Source organism: Metabacillus rhizolycopersici, assembly GCF_020075705.1.
In genome coordinates this window covers 1-21,573 of sequence record NZ_JAIQUM010000068.1, presented here as the reverse complement: position 1 = coordinate 21,573, position 21,573 = coordinate 1, and the positions used below count along the sequence as shown (strand labels likewise).

Below are 21,573 nucleotides of genomic sequence, written 5' to 3'. Positions count from 1 at the left end.
AAGTATGGAAATGGAGGCAAGGAAATGAAGGTTGTTGAGCAGTTAAAGGCGTTTATTGTCAGTCAAGACGTGATCCCGAAATCAATAAAAATTCATCCTGATGCCATTGCACAACTAGAAGCAGGAAAATTCGTTTATATCATTGATAAAAGTTCAGAGAATCCTGTGAAACGATTTATGGGAATAGAGCTTATCCCAAGTACTGATGTGAAAAGCTTTGACATTGTTGAAAAGGATGATAAAGACGAACGGTGGATTGTGAAAAAGGAAGTTAAGAAAATTAGAGAAAAGTATATCATTGGTGATGGTGAACTATCAAAAGATATTAGTTTACTATTTGCTTATCTTGGTTACTTGGAAAGAGAGCTTGAAGATAAAACGAATTTTTTAAATTATATGAGAGGGAAAAATGTAAGCGAGTAAAGAGGCCCTGTATCGTACAGGACTTATTTGCATGGACCATTGTTTGAAAAATAGAAAGATAAAGCGAGACTTTCATCAGAGGAGCTTTCTTTATCTCCCTACTCTTTCCATTTTTCCTCCCATACATCGTGAAGCTGTTCAGGTGGAAGCGGTTGACTATAAAAATAACCTTGACCGATCACAAAGAATTCTTTTAATAATTCAACTTGTTTCTTTGTTTCAATTCCTTCAATAATTACTTGTGCGTTAAGTGTTTTACCTACGCCAATTACCGCTTTTAACATCGATAACATCCGATCATTTTGAGTTACGTTTTCTAGTAGAGATTTATCTATTTTTAACGTGTCGATCTTAACGTTTTTAATGCCATTTAAAGATGAGTAACCTGCACCAAAATCATCGATTGCGATTTTCACGCCCAATTTTTTCAGTTCATTAATGAGCTGTGATGCCTCTTCGACATTCAGCATGATGCTTTCAGTGATTTCGAATTCGAGGTAATTTGGATTGACATTTTCTTCTTCGATGATTTTTTTTACTGTTAAGGGAAAATCTCGGTTTTTTAATTGCCTTGCAGATACATTTACACATACTCTAATCTTAGGAAGTTGTTGTTTTTCCCACTCCTTTAGTTGGCGGCAAGCGTCTTTGATTACCCACTCCCCAATCGGAAGAATGAGTCCTGTTTCTTCAGCGATTGGGATAAATTCACTCGGAGATACAAAACCGAATGAGGGATTCCACCGTAGAAGCACCTCCATTCCAATTAATTTTCTTGTATGTAAATCAACTTGCGGTTGATAGAAAAGGGTAAATTCATTTTGTTCAATTGCGGTGCTTAATGCATTTTTTATTTGAAGTTTTCGTGTCGCTCTTGCATGTAGCTTTTCGGTAAAAAATTGATAATTGTTCTTGCCACTTTCTTTAGCTAAATACATGGCTAAATCGGCTTGTTTAATAAGTGTTTCTCCGTCATAAGTGCAGTCAGAATACATACTTATTCCAATACTAAGTGTAACGATAATTTCTTGATCATAGATAAGGATTGGTGGGGTCATTTCATTCAAAATTCGTTTAGCTATTTGATTTACGTCATTTCTCGTTATATTGTCTAAAATGATAATAAATTCATCACCACCCAGTCTGGAGATTTTATCGTTTTTACGCAGGCAACATCTTAATCGATTTGAGACCTGCCTGAGTAAGTAGTCTCCTGCATTGTGACCAAATGTATCATTTACACTTTTAAAGTTATCAAAATCAATCGTAAGAATCGCAAATGGTCGTTCATCTTTTTGTGCTTGTTCAACAATGGCTTTAAGTTCCTTGTAAAACCAATGACGATTTGGAAGCCCGGTGAGTTGGTCTGTGTAAGCTAACTCCTTTATTCTCTTTTGTGCATGCTTTTTCTCAGTAATGTCCCTTACAATTGCAAAAACACCATTCGTTTTTCCTTGAATTCTTATTGGAATGGCACTAAAATCCACTTCAATAAGGTTCCCGAATTTATCATGTAGTTTTTGTTCAATATGGAATGGTTGTCCTTCTTTTACGATTGAAAAGTTTTTATATTCTCTTTCTAAACTATTCTCAATTAGATAATGGTAGGACATCGTCAATAACTCTTTTTTAGAGAAATGAGTAAGTTTTTCAGCCATTTTATTAATGTTTTTAAAAGAGCCATTTAAATCCATTTCGAAAACAGCATCAAGATTATGATCAAATAATGAACGATACTTTTCTTCTTTTTGTTCAAGTAATAGGAGGGCCTCTTTTTCTTTTGAAATGTCTTTAGCAATTCCGTACACCCCGATAATTTCCGAATCTACAATGATTGGCATAATGGTAATATTCAAGTTAACTCTGCAGCCGTCTTTTTGTAAGCCGACTAACTCGAAATTTTGCGGTCGACCATTTAATGCTTTTTTAAAATTCTCAGTAGCCAATTCAGAATATTCTTCGTCAATTAAAGGGTGAAACGCCATTGTTAAAAGTTCATCTTCTGAGTAACCAGATAAGACCACCAATGCTTGATTTACATTGGTTATTTTTCCATTATGGTCAATGGAAAAAATGCCATCTGGATTATGTTCGAAGAGGGACTGGTATTGCTGTTGATTTACTTCTAACTCTCTTCTAATCCGTTTTTGTTCAGTAATTTCCTTTATGACTAATTGAATGGCTGGCTGATTTTCGAAAATGATTTTTGTTCCGGTAATTTCCACATCCATCATGGCACCATTTGGCACGATGATTTTTTGTTCCATCATTTTCGCCTTCAAACCTTCGTTCATTTGTTGAATTCGATTTTTTACAACTTCCTTAAAATTAGGATGTACGTAATCAATAATCGATTTTCCAAGTAGTTCATTTTTATCAGTGGCATCAACCATCTTCAAACCCGCTTCATTTACGAAAACAATTTCGTGTCCACAATGGACAACAATAGCATCTGGAGAGAGTTCCACCAAGCTATGAAAATGATCCTCACTTTCTTTAAGTTGTGCCATTATGAGTTTTTTTGTATGTAAAGTATGATAGTAAAGAAATGCATAAACGATTGCTAAAATCATAAAAAGAGTCGTCAATGAAATAATAGTTACAAGCAAAACGTTTATCAACTCCTTTTAAAAAAACAAATGAATAAAGTAGATTATACCCCAAAAGGTTATGCAAAATGTGATATTACGTTAGAATAAGAGTAGATATTTATGTATCTTATTGAAGGCTTTTGTTGAACGAGGAGGGAAAGGATTTAATAATATTTGCTGAAAAAGCCGAACCCTTTTTAATGAAAAGTCCGGCATGATTAAGCTGTGCATCAAATGCAAATCCATCTATGGAGGAAAGTACTCCCTCGCGACTAATGGAAGTTTCGCTTTATGTGGCAATCTTCTTTGTGGTTTGTAATGAAAGAATGGTGACATGATTACCTATTTATTTAATCATTTGATTCTGTATCTTTATCCTTTTCATAATGTGTTGGATGTGCCCCAGGGAATTGTCTTGGGATGTCTTTGTGCAGCGTGCGGTTTTCATATGTAAAACTACTAGTGTATTGTTGACCGTCTTCCCATGTTGTGCTTTTATTTTTTACGGTTTCTGTTTTACCTTTCGGCGAACCAAACGAGCCTTCTGGGAATTCCTCAGCAGCCAAAAACTCCTCTTGCGTTTCTACATTTGAAAAGTCTGAATACTCTTCGTCATTTTTAAGACTCATTTTCCTACCTCCATCATCTTCTTTTTAATAGTTTGACCATTCTAGTGAAAAAGATAATGGTAAAAACAGTATATATTTGATGGGTGAAGAAGTGTCAATTAAGATTATTTGAAGGGAAACAAGGAAGAATGACGAATAGTTAAATGATATGCAGAATGTTACTAAGATTGAACTACTCACGACTTAATTTTCTAACGAAAATTTCAAGTCGGAGATTCTAAAAAATAGAACCATACCCGTTCAACTAGGTGATGGATTTTCTGCTTTCCCTTTCAGACAAACCTTTTTGCTTCAAAATCGAATTCATCCTGTAACAAAGAGTCTACAAGTGTAGAACTTGTCTGAAAGCAAAAAGCTCTGACACATTCGTTCAGGAATGTTCTTTTCCTACTGCACCAGAGAAGCTAGACCGATTATCTTCTCTGGTAATCGTGAATAACTTGTCGGTAGAAAAAGAACAGAAGCACGCATAGAATTTTACCCAACAAACGGTAGGTTAGTTGTTGGAACCCTATATTCTATCTAATTTTCAAAGAACGATTTGTATAAGAAAATAATAGCACGTACGTTCGTTCTATTCAACCGTTTTGGCTAGCGCAACCGACATTCATTCCCTCCCTATTCATTGGGCTGTGCCCTACACATTCATTGAGGAAGGGGTCTTCTGTGGGGAAATGATAAATAAGAATAAGAGAGGTAGAAAAACGAGAATCTTTTTCCCTGCTGCGATGGATGGGGAATGAAGTGATTTTTGAAAGATAGAAGTATAAGTTTTTGTACTTAGTTTTGGTGTCTAGCTCCAGCGCCTAGCCCCTCGAGGTCATAAGCCAATCAGGAATTGAAGGTAAAGAACACCTTCTATTCCTGATCGGCTTACGCTTGTCGGGGCTGACCAAGGCGCTTGCGCTTTTCTAAGTAGTAAGTTGAAAAAATTTTGGAACAGTAAAAGAGGCGGAACTGATGACAATGATGATTGAACTTGAGCATGTGTCTTTAAAAAGAAATGGACAATGGCTTTTGAAGGATATTAATTGGCAAATTCAGAATGGGGAGCATTGGGTCTTATATGGGTTGAATGGTGCAGGGAAGACTGCGCTTTTAAATATGCTTTGTGCTTATTATTTTCCAACAGAAGGTAACATGACAGTATTAGGGAAAAAATTTGGACGAGATTATTTAGCTGAGAAGCTTCGGCAAAAAATTGGACTTGTTTCAGCTAATTTACAACAAAAGCTATATCCGTCAGATACAGCTTTTCAGATTGTGTTAAGTGGGGCATTTGCTTCAATCGGCTTATATGAAAAACCAAGCAATCAAAACAGGGAAAAAGCAATTGGTCTATTAGAAGAATTACAGTGTTTATCCTATGCTGACAGAACCTATGAAACTCTTTCACAAGGAGAAAAACAAAGAGTGTTAATTGCGCGTGCGCTAATGGCAGATCCTGAACTGTTAATTTTAGATGAACCGACAACAGGTTTAGACTTCCTTGCGCGAGAACAACTTTTAGAATCATTAGTTACGATAACAAACAGAATAAACGCGCCGATTCTATTGTATGTTACTCATCATGTTGAAGAAATTTTACCAATCTTTACACATACACTACTTCTAAAAAACGGGGAAGTATTTGATTCAGGTACAACAACGGAGATGATATCTGAGAACAGACTCTCTAAGCTTTTTGATCGTGATGTTTTGGTGACCTGGGAAAATGGACGAGCTAGTTTAAGAAGAAAAGTGTAGTAGAATAGCCAATGAACAAGATCAAGATAAAAGGTATGGAGAATAATATGTTTGCATTACCTTCTTAATTAATAAGAAAATTCTCAACTCTTGTATTTTTATTTAATTTTATGTAAACTAGCTATAAAGTAAGGTAATCTTTATGGGCAAGTAACCCTCTGCATCTCCTTTGTTGCACTTGAATTTTCAGATAAGGGTTATACTGCACGTTAAGAATTAGAACAATTTAATATTTTCGGGGGCTGGTGGAAACCGGCTGAGATTGCAATTATTCCATTGCTGACCGTATAACCTGTTGGGTAATGCCATCGTAGGGAATGTGATTAGGAAATCTCAGAGTACTATGCGTAGCATAGTACTCTTTTTAGTGCTTAGAAAACATAAGTGCACGATATTCAGCTCGAGGTCATAAGCCACTTTTGAATGGAAGGCAAAGTATACCTTCTAATCATGCGCGTCTTCTGCCTGTCTTAGTCTAATCATGGAGCTTGCGCTTTTGTTCTTGGAAGATTAACTTCAGGAATGGATGTCGAAATTTGCTGAATGATAGATAAATCCAAAAAGTTAATAGATTATCATCTACTATCAAGGAAATCTCCATCATCACCAAAATTCTTGAACTGTGGATAAGAGCACGACATCCGGCTTCGGCGCTTTAGTGCTTGTATTCGTAACAGAGAAATTTTCAAATGAAAGGGTATGTAAAAATTGACTCAAGAAATAGTAGATAGTGTTCTGCATTTTATAAATCATAGAGACACTTCAGAAACAGCATTTAATGAACAAGCGCTACGTTTGTTCGATTATCAATACAAACATAATCTACCTTACCAAATGTATTGTCGCCAAAAAGGCAAAACACCGAGAATGGTGAAGACATGGAAGGATATCCCGGCGGTCCCGATCAATGCGTTTAAAGAGCTAACACTTAGTTGTGACGATCCAGAAAAAGCAGAAGATGTATTTATGACAAGTGGAACAACGAAGGGGACTAGAGGGAAACATTATCATCCGACACTAAAAGTTTATAACAACTCAATGCTAGTAAATTTTAAAGAGCGGTTTATGAATGGAAATGACAGGATGAGAATGGGGATTTTATTTCCAACGGAAGAAGAAATGCCTAATTCATCATTGTCTCATTACCTAGCATTGGCTTTTAAAGAATATGGTACAAATGATAGTCAATATTTTGTCAATAATGATGGATTACGAATTGAGCAATTAATAAAAGAATTGGAACGAGTGGAAAAGAGTGGAGAACCTTTTGCATTACTAGGTGCATCATTTAGTTTTGTTCATTTATTTGAAGCGCTAGAAACAAGAGGAATCAGATTTCAATTACCTAAAGGCAGCAGAATTTTGGATACAGGTGGCTTTAAAAATCAATCGAAGGAATTGGATTTAGAGACATTTTATTCTCAACTATCAGCGTTTTTGGGTGTTGAAAAGTCAAATTGTATCAATATGTATGGGATGACAGAACTAAGTACACAATTTTATGATTGTGGAAATTCATTAGTTCCTTCTGTAAAGTCAGGTCCACACTGGATTCGAACGAGGGTTATTCATCCGTTGACTGGGGAAGATGTTGCCAAGGGTGATCGCGGAGTTCTTGTTCACTGTGATTTAGCGAATTTTAACTCTGTAACAACGATTTTAACAGAAGATTTAGGAGTGGAGAAAGAGGACGGTTTTCTGTTATTAGGAAGGGTTCAAGGAGCAGAGGCAAAGGGTTGTTCGATCGCGGTTGATGAGTTCCTTCAAGCGACAAAGGGGTCTGGACTGTGAAGGAAATAGCAGGCTATCTTCCAGCGATTGGGCAAGAGGAATTTGAATATAAGACGTTAACTTTTACAGGGAAACATGAAAAACTTGAAGTGCAAGTTCCATTGCTAACAAAAGAACAGATGGACAAAGTTGTTGAAAAAGTAACGCTAGCAAGTGCAAGCATTTTAAAGTCTATGACCATTGCCGATATCGTTCAAATAATTGACAAAGTTATAGAACAGCTTCTAGATCGAACAAATGGTTATCGTCAAAAGGCAGAAAAGCTTTTACCCATCGTCACTGGCTATGATGGAGAATTGGTTAGAATTGGGCTAACTTCTTATTTAAAAACATTTCGCAAACAAAATTTACAGCGGTTTCTTATAGAAGATTTCGGAAATCCATTGCTACTTGACGATTTTCAGCCACGATCAAAAAGGGGATTTTCTAAGGCAGTAGGGCCAAATGTAACCGCTCAAATATGGGCAGGGAATGTACCGGCACTCCCAATCTGGAGTCTGATTTCTAGTCTTTTAGTGAAATCAGGAAGTATTGGGAAAGTTCCTAGCGCTGAACCATTATTTGCAGGCTGGTTCGCAAACATGCTTGTTGAAGTTGAACCGAAGTTGGCTGATTGTTTAGCAATCGTTTGGTGGAAGGGCGGCGATGAAGAGAGGGAACGACATTTATTTCAGCAGGCAGATGTGGTCTTGGCCTATGGCGGGAATGAAACGTTGGAATCGATGAAAAATCGCGTGCCGATTACGACTCGTTTTCTACCATTTGGACATAAAATCAGCTTTGGGATCGTCTCAAATATGAGTCTTGATTCTCGAAAAGCATGGAGGACGATTCATCATGCTGCTTTTGATGTGATTCGTTATGATCAGCAGGGATGTTATTCCCCACATGTTTTTTATGTGCAAAAAGGTGGCAATGTTTCACCAAGAGAGTTTGCTAGATTTTTAGCACATGAGCTAGAGGCTTTCGAAATGAGATATCCACGTCGGGCTCTTTCAATCGAAGAGGGAGCAAAATTAGTGGAATGGAGACAAAAAGAAGAGCTAAGTCTGTTTTCAAATCGAGAAAAAGAAGTCCTAGGAGAATCAAGTGGTGCGTGGACTGTTGTGTTTACTGAAAATGAAGGAGAGCTATCACCAAGCTGTCTAAATAGGGTAATCAAAGTAGTTGAAATAAACGAGCTTGATGAAGTCATTCCATTGATCGAATCGTCTCGTTCTTATTTACAAACTGTTGGAATTGCAGTGGCTCCAAATGAACTTTTTGCTTTGGCAGAACTTTTAGGTAAAGCTGGTGTTACGCGGATCACAGGTTTAGGGTCAATGACATCACCTGAGGCAGGGTGGCATCATGATGGGCGTTTCAACCTACTAGATCTTGTTCATATGGTCGATATTGAGCATAGTGCAGAGGAGTATGCAGAAGGTCTTGCTTCATATGTAGATTAGGAGATGACAACATGAGTTTTTTGATCATTGATAATGTGACCTATAGTTATAAGGGGAAAAAAGAGATTATCAAAGATACAACGTGGAAAATAAATGCAGGTGAGTTTCATAGTTTATTAGGTCGAAGCGGTTGTGGGAAAACAACCTTATTAAAAATTGCATCAGGACTTTTGAAACCTGATAATGGGGCCGTATTCTTAGGAAATGAAAAAGTGCTGAAGCCATCACTCGACGTAGGCTTTGTATTTCAGGCTCCTACTTTATTGGAATGGAAGTCAGTGCTTGATAATGTCCTTTTGCCTATTACACTTCAAAGAAAACCAACAAAAGAAGACAAGGAGCGGGCAAGTTCATTATTAGAAGTAATGAAGATAGCTGATTATCAACATGAATATCCCGGGGAGCTCTCTGGTGGTCAGCAAAGTCGAGTAGCAATCGCGCGTTCACTTATTAAAAATCCAGCTATTGTTTTTTTGGACGAGCCGTTTGCTGCATTAGATGCCATAACAAGGGAAGAACTGCAGGATGATCTGTTAATGCTTTGTCAAAACAATAAGATGACCGTGTTGTTTATTACACATGATATTTCAGAAGCTGTTTATTTATCTGACCATGTAGCGGTGATGAAGGAAGGTCAAATTGCTTATGATCTTAAGGTGACACTTTCAAAGCCACGTCACATTGAAAACAGATATAGCGCCACGTTTAATGACCTTTGTTTGCAGGTGCGTGATGTGATGAATGGAGGGATCTAATGAAAAGCTTTCGAATTTATTCATTCCTTCTGTTCGTATGTTTACTCCTCGGATGGGAACTATTAGCTAGTTCAATGTCAGAGCTCGTTTTACCTGCCCCCTCAGTTATCTTCACTGTGTTATGGGAAGGGATAACAACAGGGTATTTATTGCCCCATATCTACCGAACAACGTTGGAAGTTGGTTTCGGACTATTTTGTGGAAGTGTTTTAGGTTTGCTCATTGGTATTTTAATGGGTGAATTTGAATTTTTACGCCGTCTTCTTCAGCCTTATGTGATTGCTAGTCAGGCTGTTCCGAAGCTAGCGCTGGCACCGTTGTTTATTTTATGGTTCGGATTTGGCATGACTTCGAAGGTTGTCATTACCACACTCGTTTGTTTCTTTCCATTACTGGAAAATACGGTAACGGCGATTCAACAAACAGACCCTAATAAGAAAGAACTATTTCGTGTATTAGGTGCTTCACGGTGGCAAACATTAGTCCACCTTAAACTCCCAGCAGGCCTGCCGAGTATTATGTCAGGATTTCGAGTCGCGGTCATCTTAGCTATTGTTGGGGCTGTAGTTGGTGAATTCATCGGTGGAAGTGAAGGGTTAGGTGCGTTGATCATTGCATCACAAGGAATGATGGATACACCCCTAATGTTTGGAATTCTTATTTTACTTACGGTTTTAGGAATGAGTCTTTATGAAATAGTGAATGTAGTAGAGAAATTATTAATCAAACCATACTCAAAGGGGAAAAAATGATGAAAAAAAAGCTCGTTATTTCAATTATTTTATTAGGATTACTTTCGATAGTAGCTGCATGTAATCAAACTACTTCTCCAGAAAAACAAGAGCCAGCTTCAACCGAAAAAACGGTAGAGGATATTCGAGTCGCGAGCTGGAGCCAACCGATTACTGAACAAACGAATCTATTAGTTGATGAAGAGAAAAAATTCTTCACCGATCAAGGGTTAGATATGACTTTTATTCCTGGTGCAGGTGGTGGAGATGCGATTAAAAACATCCTCACTGGAAAAGCGGATATTGCTTATACAGACCCTGGTTCCCTGTTTTTTGCTTTGGATAAAGGGGAAAAACTAAGAGTGATTTACAATATCTATCCTCAAAACGTATTTAACATAGTGTCATTAAAGGAAAACAACATTACAAAGCCTGAAGACTTAAAAGGGAAAACCATCGGTGTATATAGTCTATCAAGTGGAACGCGTCAAAATTTATTGGTGCTGTTACATGAAGCTGGTTTAACCGAAGACGATGTGAAAATTGTTGAGACAGGTCTTTTGAATTTTGCACCTTTAATGCAAGGTCAAGTCGATGCAACAGCTGCTACTGATACAGGGCTTTATTTAGGTAAACAAAAAGGTCTAGGAGAAGTAAATGTCATTGATGTAAAAGATTACTTGAATTTCCCAAGTGATGTTTTTGTTGTCACAGAAGAAACATATCAAGAGAAAAGAGAGCTTTTACAATCTTTTTTACGCGGGTATAAAAATAGTGTGGAATGGATGATTGATAACCCGGATAATGCAGCGAAACTCGCAGTAACCAATGCTATTGATGGAAAAGATGAAGCGAATAATCTTGAAATTATTAAATTACGTAATGCATCAAGTGTCTCTAATACTACAGAAGAAAAAGGTCTAGGTGCGTTTGATGTCGATATTCTTCAACAAGCTTCAGATACGTATAAAAGATTAGGCTTAGTTGAAAACACACTCGATATGAGGGCTATTATAAGCGAGGATCTAATTCCTAAGAAATAATGAGGGAGAGTTCTGATGAAATTTAAAAATAAAGTCGTTCTTGTTACAGGATCGAGTCGAGGAATCGGTGCTTCGCTTGCTCGTGGATTTGCACGTGAGGGAGCAACTGTTGTTGTCAATTATCTTCAAAACAAAGCAGCAGCAGAGGATGTCGTCACATCGTGTTTAGAACTTGGTGGTGATGCTTGGGCAATCCAAGCAGATGTTACGAATGAACAAGCTGTTGGCGAAATGGTCGATGAAATCCTTCTTGAGGCAGGAAAAATTGATATCGTTGTAAATAATGCGTTAAAGTCATTTGTTTTTGACCCTGACAAGCGAAAATTAGCATGGCAATTAACTTGGGAAGATTATCAAGGGCAAATTGATGGGGCTGTTCACTCTGCCCATAACGTTTGCCAAGCTGTATTACCAGCAATGAAAAAACAAAGTAAAGGTAGCATTATTAATATGGTCTCCAATTTAGTTGAAAGACCGATTATTCCGTATCCAGAGTATACAACTGCGAAAACGGCCCTTGTTGGTTATAGTAGAAATCTCGCAGCAGAACTTGGTCCTTTCGGCATCCGTGTCAATTGCGTTGCCCCAGGACTCGTTTATCCAACAGATGCAAGTCGAGATACGAAGGAAGAAGTAAAAGAAATGATTATAGCGCAAACTCCTTTACGAAGATTGGCATCACCAAGTGATATCGAAGGACCTGTACTCTTTTTGGCATCAGATTGGAGTGGGTTTATGACAGGTCAGACACTTTTTGTTGATGGCGGGCTTGTTATGAAGTAATCGGCATTTCTTCGGAGTTATTACTTGCAAACAGAAAATGGAGTTTAACAAGTAGGGTGAGGGAGTAAAAATTGTTATTTGCACTCTTCACAAGTCATCAAACTCTAACTAATACAGAATAAGAAAAGGAAGAAAGCAGATGAATACAAAACAAATTGCAGAGATATTTGGAAAAGTAAAGCAGCAAAATCCACTTGTTCATAATATAACAAATGTTGTTGTAACAAATTTTACAGCAAATGGCCTATATGCATTAGGGGCATCGCCTGTCATGGCGTATGCGAAGGAAGAAGTGGCAGATATGGCAAAGATTGCAGGGGCATTAGTTTTAAATATAGGTACACTAACACATGAAGAAGTTGAGGCGATGATGATTGCAGGAAAATCAGCAAATGAGAATAATGTACCTGTCATTTTTGATCCAGTAGGTGCGGGAGCCACTCCTTATCGAACAGAAACAGCACGTCGAATTGTTGAAGAATTATCGATATCAATCATAAGAGGAAACGCAGCTGAAATTGCAAATGTCATTGGTGAAAAATGGTCGATTAAAGGTGTAGACGCTGGTGAAGGAACTGGTAATTCGCTTGAATTAGCACAAAGAGCAGCAAAGAAATTGAATACGACTGTCGTTATAACTGGCAAAGACGATGTTGTGACAGACGGAAAAACTACTTTTGTTGTTCACAACGGACATTCGATCTTAACAAAAGTAACTGGAACAGGATGTTTATTAAGCTCAGTAGTAGGTGCTTTTGCAGCTGTTGAAACCGACAGAGTGTCCGCAGCTGTTGCAGCCCTTGCAGCATATGGTGTTGCGGCAGAAATTGCGGCAGAGCGAACAGCAGCAGAGGGACCAGGAAGCTTTCAAATTGAATTTTTAAATCAATTATCTAAAGTGTCTTCTGAAGAGATAAGTAAATTTGCGAACGTTGAAAAACAGTAACCATAAGTAGGGAGAGAATAGAATTGACGATAAAAAAGGCATTAACAATTGCAGGTTCAGATAGTGGTGGAGGTGCAGGAATTCAAGCGGATTTGAAAACATTTCAAGAATTAGATGTGTTTGGCATGTCAGCGATTACTGCTGTGACAGCACAAAATACGCTTGGTGTTCATGGGGTATATCCGTTATCAGTTGAAGCAGTAGTTAATCAGATTGAAGCAATAGGCTCAGATCTAGGAACAAATGCGCTAAAAACGGGGATGTTGTTTAGTAGTGACATTATACGAGCTGTTTCTAAGAGTATTAAAAAATTCCAATGGGAAAATGTTGTAGTTGACCCTGTGATGATTGCAAAGGGCGGTGCATCATTACTACAAAATGAAGCTGTAACCTCATTGAAAGAACATCTCTTACCTTTAGCTATGGTGATTACACCTAATATTCCTGAAGCAGAAGTGCTAGCTGAAATGGAAATTCGTACAATGGATGATCGATTGGAAGCTGCAAAACGATTGCACCAACAAGGAGCGAAACATGTCGTCATCAAAGGTGGACATGATGATGCGAAGGAATTAGTTGACGTATTATACGATGGCGAAGAGTTTACCTTTTTTCCTGGTGAACGAATGAAGACAAAGAATACACATGGAACAGGTTGTACGTTTGCTGCAGTGATTACCGCAGAACTGGCAAAAGGAAATTCGGTTAAACATGCTGTTGAAATTGCTAGAGCATTTATTCAAGCAGCAATTGAAGATGATTTGGAAATTGGAAATGGCCATGGACCAACAAATCATTGGGCTTATCAAAAGCGTCAGCAAACGTTGATTATGAAGTAAAGGAGGAATTATTTTGACGAAAGTGTTGATAAAAGATATGTGTGAAACTCTACGATTATACTTTATTATGGGTAGTAATAATTGCACAATGGATCCAGAATATGTGCTTGAACAAGCAATCAAGGGTGGAATTTCATTCTTTCAGTTTCGAGAAAAAGGAACAGATGCGTTAACTGGAAATGAAAAAGTTATTTTTGCAAAACGGTTACAAAGCATTTGCCAAAAATACTCGATTCCCTTCATTGTTAATGATGATGTAGAATTAGCCATTTCGCTTAATGCAGATGGTGTTCATATCGGACAAGGTGATGAATCAGCTGATGAAGTTAGACGAAAGATTGGTGATAAAATTCTCGGTGTTTCGGCTCATACTGTTGAAGAAGTTGAAAAGGCTATTGCCAATGGAGCAGATTATGTAGGAATTGGTCCCATCTATTCAACAACAACAAAGGAGGACGCGAAATCTCCTCAAGGTACAACGATTATTAACGAAGTCCGGAAAAAAGGGATTGAGATCCCAATTGTCGGTATTGGTGGGATAACAGCAGAAAATGCCTTACCTGTTATGGAAAGTGGAGGTAATGGTATCTCCGTTATTTCAGCAATTAGTCGCGCAAATGATCCAGCAGAGAGTGCAAGGGAACTAAAAGAAGCAATCGATTGTTAGATTACAATCATAAACGAATAAAAAGGGGATTACTTTTTAGAGTAATCCCCTTTTATGCTGAAATCATAGGCAGACTAATACTCGAGTAACAAAGAAGTGCAGACGGGGATTGCCTTGACGGTATGATCTGAGGAGTCTCACTTTATGGATTTTTTTACATGAAATAGAGGATGTCCTTGTATAAGAATAAAGGGATTAGAAGATAATGATAAGCATGGTTATGAGAGGAGAGAGTATCATTGTTTTTTTACTTAATGAAACATTTTTGTATGTATATTACTAGTATTGAGTAACGAAACAAGATTGCTATAGACCCACACGATTGTTACTTGTTATGATGTTCAAGTAATTGAAAAGTGGAGGAGTTACATAAAATGGAGGAACAAAAATATAACGATTTAAAGCTTGGAGAACGAGGAGTCATTATTAGTATTATTGCCTATATTTGCTTATCGTCATTAAAGCTATTTATAGGGTATGTGGCTAATTCCGAAGCACTTAAAGCTGATGGTTTGAATAATGCAACTGATATTATTGCATCTGTTGCTGTATTAATAGGACTAAAAGTATCCCGAATACCTGCAGACAAAGATCATCCTTATGGTCATTGGAAGGCTGAAACGGTTGCCTCCATGGTTGCATCGTTCATCATGGTTGTCGTTGGTATTCAAGTTTTGTACACGGCAATTCTTTCTGTTTTTGAAAAAAGTACTCAAGCTCCCGATCTCATTTCCGCTTGGACAGGAATTTTTTGTGCAATCGTTATGTACTTTGTCTATAGATATAATAGAGATTTAAGTAGGAAAATTAAGAGCCAAGGGTTAATGGCAGCAGCTAAAGATAATCTCTCTGATGCATGGGTTAGTATCGGAACAGTCGTTGGTATCATTGGTTCGCAGTTTGGTCTTCCCTGGTTAGACCCACTTACAGCCTTGATCGTAGGATTCCTAATTTGTAAAACAGCATGGGATATTTTCCGCGATGCCACGCATTATTTAACGGACGGATACGATATTGAAAAGATTCAATGTTATAAAGAAACAGTTCAATCTTTATATGGTGTTAAAGGTGTGAAAGACATAAAAGCAAGAAGCTATGGAAATAATACTGTCGTCGACATTGTCATCCTTGTGAACTCCGACCTCGGTATCCGCGATGCACACGATATTTCAGATAGGGTTGAGGCTGTGCTTAAAAATGATCATGAAGTATATGATGTTCATGTTCATGTTGAACCGAATTAACTTCACATAATCTGCTTCATTCGTTGGTGTTTTGAAATGAAAATGTTTTTCTACCATAAAGATGATACAAAAAGGATTTTTTACAGGAAAAGTTCAATACAGAAAGAGCAACCAAGGTAGTTGTGTTGCTCTTTCTGTATTGAACTAAAAATGAACTTCTTGATTTAAAATTACTTCTTTTGGAGGACTTTCCATAGGTGGAGCATAAGGAACCAACGAAAATGAGATGCCTTTAAGTCTTCTGGTAATCGCGGCGAGACTAGGAACCTGACTTGTGTTTGTCCACCTCCGCCACGTGAGCCATTTCGATTAACGTTGTATTTTATAGGACTTATGATTTCTAATATTAATTGAGGCAGTAAATGACCGGCCTCTACATCTTCATTAAGCTGTTTTATTTCAAGTGTAATGAGACTAGCATTTTTGTGCTGCATTGAATGTGTCAGGACATATTCAAAATCACCAACAACTGATTTTTTCATAATTGGTATGACAGTAAGGAGTTCACCTGGTTCATCCGGTCGAAAAGGAGTGCTCCCGTTATTCACACTATAAAATAACCAGCTAATGTGGGGAATATCTAGTTTGTATTTCTTAGCCCATTCTTCCATGATTTCATAAGGTGGAAAATAGCGCTTACCCTTTGTCAAAGTTTTTCGTTCACTTAATAATTTTAAAAGCCCCTCGTCAATCGATTTAAATTGTTCGTTATATTCATTTCGAATCGGCTGAAATTCTGTCCAACCCATTTCAAATCACCCTCTTTTTTATTTCTAATAATTAACTATTATACAGTGTGTAGTTTAAGGAAAATAATTCGGTTGTTTTTTCGGGGCTAGGGAGCAATCATACAAAAAATATATGTGTATAGTGGTAATGGAAGGCTTGTACAGTTAATTCTTTTTTTAGTTAGAAACAATTTTTGACTTAAAAAAAGTTTTCCACCACCCAGTATTTTTACTGAAAATTTGAATGAATATGTGATATTCTATTTTTTTATAAAAGAAAAAGCATAAGATGGGGGTTCAGATGAAAGATAAACGTTTTAAAGTAGCAAAAAAAGAAGCATTAATTGGCATAGTACTTGTTATTATTAATTTTATTTGGTGGTTTGGATTTGCATATGGGTTTGGTTCAGGAGACCCTGCTGAATATAAGTACATTTTAGGGCTGCCAGAGTGGTTCTTTTATAGTTGCGTACTAGGGTTTATTGTCATGTCGATTGTCGTTACTTTCGCCGTGAAGTTCTTTTTTACTGATGTACCATTTGAAGGCGATAAGGAAGGCGAGGACATTTTGTGAATTGGCAAGTGATTCTACCATTATTATTGTATTTGATTGTGATTTTCTTTGTCGGATTCTGGGCAAATAAATATGTTAAATCAACTAATTCCTTTCTTCAGGAATATTTCTTAGGAGGAAGAGAGTTAGGTGGATTTCTTTTAGCAATGACCATGATTGCTACATATGGTAGCGGGAGTAGTTTCCTAGGGGGCCCTGGAGTTGCTTATACAAAAGGACTTGGCTGGGTGCTGCTCTCAATGGCTCAGTTACCAGCAGGCTATTTTGTATTAATGGTATTAGGGAAGAAATTTGCGATTATGGCTCGTAAATATAAAGCTATAACGTTGATTGACTTTTTAAAGGAAAGATATCAAAGTAGAGCTGTTGTTCTCATATCAGCGGTTAGTATTATCATCTTTTTATTTTCATCCATGGCTGCACAATGGGTAGGTGGAGCTAGGCTGATTGAATCTTTAACAGGCCTCTCATACACAACGGCGTTATTTCTTTTTGCGGTATCAGTTCTTATATATGTTATCTACGGTGGATTCAGAGCAGTTGTGCTAACAGAAGCAGTTCAAGGTGTTGTGATGTTTGTTGGTACTGCTGTCTTATTAGTTGGAACGATTATTGCTGGTGGTGGCATAGAAAACATCATGTCAGAGCTTTTTACGGAAAATCCCAACTTAATATCACCATATGGTGCAGAGAAAGAGTTAACTCCGCTTTATGTATCTTCATTTTGGATATTAGTAGGTGTTGGTGTCATAGGACTACCTCAAATTACCGTAAGAGCAATGTCGTATAAAAATTCGAAAGCGATGCATAAGGCAATTATTATTGGTACATTTGTCATTGGATTTATTATGTTAGGAATGCATTTAATTGGAGTATTTGCAAGAGTGATTCTCCCAGGAGTAGAAGTGGGGGATACGGTTATGCCGACACTTACTTTGAAAATTTTACCACCGTTTCTCGCGGGCTTAGTCCTTGCAGCGCCAATGGCAGCCATCATGTCGACTGTTGAATCTTTATTAATTCTAGTAAGTTCAGCAATAACAAAGGATATTTACTTGAATTATATCAAACCAAATGCTGGGGAAGCACAAGTGAAAAGGACGAGCTTTTGGGTAACAACAATTATTGGCATATCAGTCGCGTTGTTTGCACTAAGCCCACCAGACTTACTGATTTGGTTAAATCTATTTTCATTTGGTGGTTTAGAATCAGTATTCATTTGGCCAGTTGTATTTGGTCTTTATTGGAGCAAAGGAAACAAATATGGTGCCATATCATCCATGATCATTGGAATGGGTTCCTATATTTTATTTGACCGCCTTTTGCCAAATGCATTTGGTATGCATACCGTTGTTTTACCGATTTTCTTATCACTCATTACATTTGTGGTGGTGAGTTATTTTACACATAATTCCATACTTTCAAAAAGGGGAAATCAAGAGGGAGCTGTGTAAGTAGTCAAAGATTTCTGCAAACGTTAAATGAAGTACGTAATAAATGAGAACACTAAAAATGAATCTAAAATTTTTCATCATACAAAAAATCCGGACTTACGTATAAAGTCCGGATTTTTTGTATTTAATTAAGCTATATCTGGATTTTTATCTGCATTTCTTTCTTTCAAATCTGCGACAATTTTTTTGTATAAATCTTCAGTTAAATTATAGAAGAAGAATAAAATAATCAGCCCCAGAATGTTTAGTCCAGCAGGTGCAAGGAACATTAGTCCTTTAAGACCAACTAGTGTTTCAGCAGTTTGTTGTACATTTGGTACATATCCAATTATACCTAGTGCAACCCCTGGAATAAAACCAGCAAGCGCTTGGGCAAGTTTTCGGAAGAAGCTGTAGGAAGAATATACGACCCCTTCAGTACGTTCTCCAGAATTCCACTCATGATAATCCACTGCATCAGCAATCATTACCCATGGTAGACCAAGTGCAAATGCCAGTCCAAAACTTCCGATTGAAAACGTAATTAAGAATGTTGTTACATCAGTAGGTAACATAAAATTGATAATATCAGCGACGATACCAATGAGTAATCCTAGAATAAATGTATTCTTCTTACCAATCCTTTTAACAAGTGCTGGTATACACATTGAACCGATAATCGCAAGCCCAATACTTAAGAATGTAAGGATGGCCATAAGACCTGGATTATTTAAATTATACTCCAAGTAATACAATTGAACGGCAGTACGCAGGTTTGTTGCAGCAATCATGAACAGTGCTGCTAAACAAAGCACAATAAGCGGTCTGTTTGAAAGCAATGATTTAAAAAGAATAGAAAGCGGAATCTTTTCCTTTTTTGGCTCTCTAATAATATTTTCACGTGTATTACGATAACAAATAAAGTGGAAGACCACACCAAGTATCGCCATAAGAGAAATGGCAACGATGTACCCTAATTCTTGACTTTCAAATTGTAGTACGATAGGAATAACTACGATCCCTGAAATGAAAAGAGCCGTTTGGCTACCAATCGCTCTAAATGATCCGAGTGATGCACGGTCCACTGGATCTTGCGTCATTGAAGCAGATAGAGACCCATAAGGAATGTTAACAATTGCATATGCTAGTCCAAAAAGCATATAAGTAGCAAACGCCCATATTATTTTACCACTATCAGAAAAGTCTGGTGATAAAAACGATACAATCGTCATAATTGCTAATGGAATCGATCCCCATAAAATAAATGGTCGGAACTTTCCACGTTTGCCAATTTTCGTTCTAGAATCTACATAAGCTCCAACACTTGCATCTGCAAACGCATCGAAAACTTTGGAGATTAAGAACACCATACCTCCCCAAAAGGCAGAAATCCCTAAAATATCTGTGTAAAATTTAAGAAGATACAGTTGCCCCATATCAAACATGAGACCGTTTCCAACATCCCCAAGACCGTAAGAAACTTTTTCTTTTAAACTTAGTTTTTTGGTACCAGTATCCGGTGAAGCAGTATTCTCTAATGCTGGTGCTCCCATAAAAAAATCCTCCTTTTTTCTACTTAAGAAAATGATTAGAAAAGAAAGCTATGTGTAATTCTTTTTTTAATTCGCTTACAAAATTAAAGATTTGGTTAAATAACCAGTCCTTTCTTTACCGTCGAAATTGTTCTTTTCCAAGTGTAATCCTTTTCAAAATCACCTAAAAATAGAAAGTCTTTAAAATTAGCCAAGACGTTAATAAGGGTGTTAACGGTTACTTTTAATTAATTAGTTCATAAAACAAATCAATTAAGACATTTTTAGAATAACACCCTCGACATATTTCGTCAATTACGTTTTTTGTCGATTTTTATAAGTTTTTATCAATTTGTTGTTGACAGATTACTTGGAGAAATGAACTTCCTAACATTTTCTACACCTATAATTTAACTTTGATAGATCGAGACTATTCGGGGTTTTAGCTTATGAAAATGAAGGCAATTTCATCATTATTGGTGAAGTTTACTCCATGTTTAGCTGCCGTTTGGTCCAATCTTAATGCGCAATAAAACCCCTATCTCACAAGTCTAGAGAAACAAACAAGAGAGGTGAGGGATAACTGCTAGCAAAATTTAAGGTAATTCTTGCTAGCTGTCAGTAGAAGATAAAGAAACCTTACTGACGGAAGTCTGGCTTTATTTTGTTAAAGGGATGGTGATTATCCTAAATGATTAACGTTTTGCCAGCCCTACAAAATGAAAAATGTATGAAATGTTTGAAAAGTCCATCTATCCAAATCAATAATCGTTTTCTCGTTGAAGGAGATATATAACAAAAATTGATTCTTAAGTCGAAAATAATTTATTTTAGAATAATGAATGTTGCTTCTAGTATGTCTATTCAAGATTTAATCTATGCTTCCCAAGAGATTAGAACTTCTTGTTAATTATAGTTAGATCAGTTTGAATTAATAATTGAATTTTAAGTTGACGAAACATTCAACAAAATGATATTCTACTCATAATTAATTCGTTTACAAAACAAATTAATTATACCTTGAAATTCGTAGTATTTTCTTAAGAAAGGCTAGTGAAGTTAAGAAACGTAACTTCATTAGTGCTTGCTACGTGCATAAAGTCACATAAAATTAGATTTTTAAACCATTTTAATAATAACCATTTTAAATGATAAGTGTAAGCATTTAAAATGGTTATTAATAAATACTAGGGAGGAAATGAACATGTCAAAACAACAAATCGGTGTAATCGGTTTAGCCGTAATGGGAAAAAATCTTGCATTAAACATTGAAAGCAGAGGCTATTCAGTGGCTGTATTCAACCGTTCATATGAAAAAACAGAAGCGTTTTTAAAGAACGAAGCAGAAGGCAAAAACTTTGTTGGTGGAAAAACAATTGAAGAATTTGTTAATTCATTAGAAAAGCCACGTAAAATTCTTTTAATGGTTCAAGCAGGAGCGGCAACTGACGCAACGATTGATTCATTAAAGCCATATCTTGAAGAGGGCGACATCTTAATGGATGGAGGAAATACATTCTTCCAAGATACAATTAGACGTAATAAAGAATTAGAATCAACAGGCATTCACTTCATCGGTACTGGTGTTTCAGGTGGAGAAGAAGGAGCTCTTAAAGGACCTTCTATTATGCCAGGTGGACAAAAAGAAGCGTATGAACTAGTGGCGCCAA

At 36.9% G+C, this 21,573-nt stretch carries 19 protein-coding genes; 15 read left to right on the top strand and 4 right to left on the bottom strand.

Features of this window, described 5'->3' with window-relative positions:
- Window positions 1-24 precede the first annotated feature (24 nt).
- The gene (locus tag K9V48_RS21710) at window positions 25-423 is read left to right on the top strand and encodes a hypothetical protein (protein ID WP_224141229.1); all 399 of its coding nucleotides are present in this window, start codon (window positions 25-27) and stop codon (window positions 421-423) included.
- 98 nt (window positions 424-521) lie between these two features.
- On the opposite strand, the gene K9V48_RS21705 is transcribed toward K9V48_RS21710, so the two are convergent.
- A complete protein-coding gene (locus K9V48_RS21705) occupies window positions 522-3,032 on the bottom strand; it encodes a bifunctional diguanylate cyclase/phosphodiesterase (RefSeq protein WP_224141228.1) in 2,511 nt (836 codons plus the stop codon).
- A 332-nt stretch (window positions 3,033-3,364) separates the two neighbouring features.
- Complete coding sequence (locus K9V48_RS21700) at window positions 3,365-3,643, bottom strand: hypothetical protein (RefSeq protein ID WP_224141227.1); 279 nt, start codon at window positions 3,641-3,643, stop codon at window positions 3,365-3,367.
- Window positions 3,644-4,609: 966 nt separating this feature from the next.
- Between K9V48_RS21700 and K9V48_RS21695 the strand changes: the two genes are divergently transcribed.
- From K9V48_RS21695 to K9V48_RS21645, 11 genes are all read left to right on the top strand, one after another.
- Window positions 4,610-5,389: an ABC transporter ATP-binding protein gene (locus tag K9V48_RS21695; protein ID WP_224141235.1), complete on the top strand. Its 780-nt coding sequence runs from the start codon at window positions 4,610-4,612 to the stop codon at window positions 5,387-5,389.
- A gap of 708 nt (window positions 5,390-6,097) precedes the next feature.
- A complete protein-coding gene (locus K9V48_RS21690) occupies window positions 6,098-7,180 on the top strand; it encodes a LuxE/PaaK family acyltransferase (protein ID WP_224141226.1) in 1,083 nt (360 codons plus the stop codon).
- Complete coding sequence (locus K9V48_RS21685) at window positions 7,177-8,628, top strand: acyl-CoA reductase (protein WP_224141225.1); 1,452 nt, start codon at window positions 7,177-7,179, stop codon at window positions 8,626-8,628. The genes K9V48_RS21690 and K9V48_RS21685 overlap by 4 nt, the downstream gene beginning before the upstream one ends.
- Window positions 8,629-8,639: 11 nt before the next feature.
- Window positions 8,640-9,383: an ABC transporter ATP-binding protein gene (locus tag K9V48_RS21680; RefSeq protein WP_224141224.1), complete on the top strand. Its 744-nt coding sequence runs from the start codon at window positions 8,640-8,642 to the stop codon at window positions 9,381-9,383.
- The gene (locus K9V48_RS21675; protein ID WP_224141223.1) at window positions 9,383-10,135 is read left to right on the top strand and encodes an ABC transporter permease; all 753 of its coding nucleotides are present in this window, start codon (window positions 9,383-9,385) and stop codon (window positions 10,133-10,135) included. The genes K9V48_RS21680 and K9V48_RS21675 overlap by 1 nt, the downstream gene beginning before the upstream one ends.
- The gene (locus K9V48_RS21670; protein ID WP_224141222.1) at window positions 10,135-11,157 is read left to right on the top strand and encodes an ABC transporter substrate-binding protein; all 1,023 of its coding nucleotides are present in this window, start codon (window positions 10,135-10,137) and stop codon (window positions 11,155-11,157) included. Before K9V48_RS21675 ends, K9V48_RS21670 begins: the two co-directional genes overlap by 1 nt.
- Before the next feature lie 15 nt (window positions 11,158-11,172).
- Window positions 11,173-11,940 (top strand): 3-oxoacyl-ACP reductase, encoded by a 768-nt coding sequence (locus K9V48_RS21665; protein ID WP_224141221.1) that lies wholly within the window; start codon window positions 11,173-11,175, stop codon window positions 11,938-11,940.
- Between the two features lie 139 nt (window positions 11,941-12,079).
- Complete coding sequence (thiM, locus tag K9V48_RS21660) at window positions 12,080-12,886, top strand: hydroxyethylthiazole kinase (RefSeq protein ID WP_224141220.1); 807 nt, start codon at window positions 12,080-12,082, stop codon at window positions 12,884-12,886.
- A gap of 23 nt (window positions 12,887-12,909) precedes the next feature.
- Complete coding sequence (gene thiD / locus K9V48_RS21655; protein WP_224141219.1) at window positions 12,910-13,725, top strand: bifunctional hydroxymethylpyrimidine kinase/phosphomethylpyrimidine kinase; 816 nt, start codon at window positions 12,910-12,912, stop codon at window positions 13,723-13,725.
- A gap of 13 nt (window positions 13,726-13,738) precedes the next feature.
- Window positions 13,739-14,392, top strand: a complete 654-nt coding sequence (gene thiE, locus K9V48_RS21650) for a thiamine phosphate synthase (protein ID WP_224141218.1) — start codon at window positions 13,739-13,741, stop codon at window positions 14,390-14,392.
- Between the two features lie 374 nt (window positions 14,393-14,766).
- On the top strand, window positions 14,767-15,636 hold the full coding sequence (locus tag K9V48_RS21645; protein WP_224141217.1) for a cation diffusion facilitator family transporter: 870 nt from the start codon (window positions 14,767-14,769) through the stop codon (window positions 15,634-15,636).
- Window positions 15,637-15,806: 170 nt separating this feature from the next.
- Here K9V48_RS21645 and K9V48_RS21640 read toward each other — a convergent pair whose 3' ends face one another.
- On the bottom strand, window positions 15,807-16,385 hold the full coding sequence (locus K9V48_RS21640) for a hypothetical protein (protein WP_224141216.1): 579 nt from the start codon (window positions 16,383-16,385) through the stop codon (window positions 15,807-15,809).
- A gap of 280 nt (window positions 16,386-16,665) precedes the next feature.
- Between K9V48_RS21640 and K9V48_RS21635 the strand changes: the two genes are divergently transcribed.
- Together K9V48_RS21635 and panF are read left to right on the top strand one after the other, a co-directional pair.
- Window positions 16,666-16,938 carry a YhdT family protein gene (locus K9V48_RS21635; RefSeq protein WP_224141215.1) on the top strand — a complete coding sequence of 91 codons (273 nt, stop codon included), beginning with the start codon at window positions 16,666-16,668 and terminating at the stop codon, window positions 16,936-16,938.
- A complete protein-coding gene (gene panF, locus K9V48_RS21630) occupies window positions 16,935-18,392 on the top strand; it encodes a sodium/pantothenate symporter (protein ID WP_224141214.1) in 1,458 nt (485 codons plus the stop codon). The genes K9V48_RS21635 and panF overlap by 4 nt, the downstream gene beginning before the upstream one ends.
- 128 nt (window positions 18,393-18,520) lie before the next feature.
- Here the strand turns inward: panF and K9V48_RS21625 are convergent, their stop codons facing one another.
- The gene (locus K9V48_RS21625) at window positions 18,521-19,924 is read right to left on the bottom strand and encodes a glycoside-pentoside-hexuronide (GPH):cation symporter (protein WP_224141213.1); all 1,404 of its coding nucleotides are present in this window, start codon (window positions 19,922-19,924) and stop codon (window positions 18,521-18,523) included.
- A 1,183-nt stretch (window positions 19,925-21,107) separates the two neighbouring features.
- On the opposite strand from K9V48_RS21625, the gene K9V48_RS21620 reads away from it, so the two are divergent.
- Window positions 21,108-21,573: NAD(P)-binding domain-containing protein (locus K9V48_RS21620; protein ID WP_263432914.1), on the top strand; the 466-nt coding region annotated here is incomplete at its 3' end.

Coding starts and splice junctions, on each gene's coding strand:
- K9V48_RS21680 (WP_224141224.1), top strand. CDS start 8,640: ATGAGTTTTTTGATCATTGATAATGTGACCTATAGTTATAAGGGGAAA.
- K9V48_RS21645 (WP_224141217.1), top strand. CDS start 14,767: ATGGAGGAACAAAAATATAACGATTTAAAGCTTGGAGAACGAGGAGTC.
- thiM (WP_224141220.1), top strand. CDS start 12,080: ATGAATACAAAACAAATTGCAGAGATATTTGGAAAAGTAAAGCAGCAA.
- K9V48_RS21635 (WP_224141215.1), top strand. CDS start 16,666: ATGAAAGATAAACGTTTTAAAGTAGCAAAAAAAGAAGCATTAATTGGC.
- K9V48_RS21625 (WP_224141213.1), bottom strand. CDS start 19,924: ATGGGAGCACCAGCATTAGAGAATACTGCTTCACCGGATACTGGTACC.
- K9V48_RS21675 (WP_224141223.1), top strand. CDS start 9,383: ATGAAAAGCTTTCGAATTTATTCATTCCTTCTGTTCGTATGTTTACTC.
- K9V48_RS21670 (WP_224141222.1), top strand. CDS start 10,135: ATGAAAAAAAAGCTCGTTATTTCAATTATTTTATTAGGATTACTTTCG.
- K9V48_RS21640 (WP_224141216.1), bottom strand. CDS start 16,385: ATGGGTTGGACAGAATTTCAGCCGATTCGAAATGAATATAACGAACAA.
- K9V48_RS21665 (WP_224141221.1), top strand. CDS start 11,173: ATGAAATTTAAAAATAAAGTCGTTCTTGTTACAGGATCGAGTCGAGGA.
- K9V48_RS21695 (WP_224141235.1), top strand. CDS start 4,610: ATGATGATTGAACTTGAGCATGTGTCTTTAAAAAGAAATGGACAATGG.
- K9V48_RS21710 (WP_224141229.1), top strand. CDS start 25: ATGAAGGTTGTTGAGCAGTTAAAGGCGTTTATTGTCAGTCAAGACGTG.
- K9V48_RS21700 (WP_224141227.1), bottom strand. CDS start 3,643: ATGAGTCTTAAAAATGACGAAGAGTATTCAGACTTTTCAAATGTAGAA.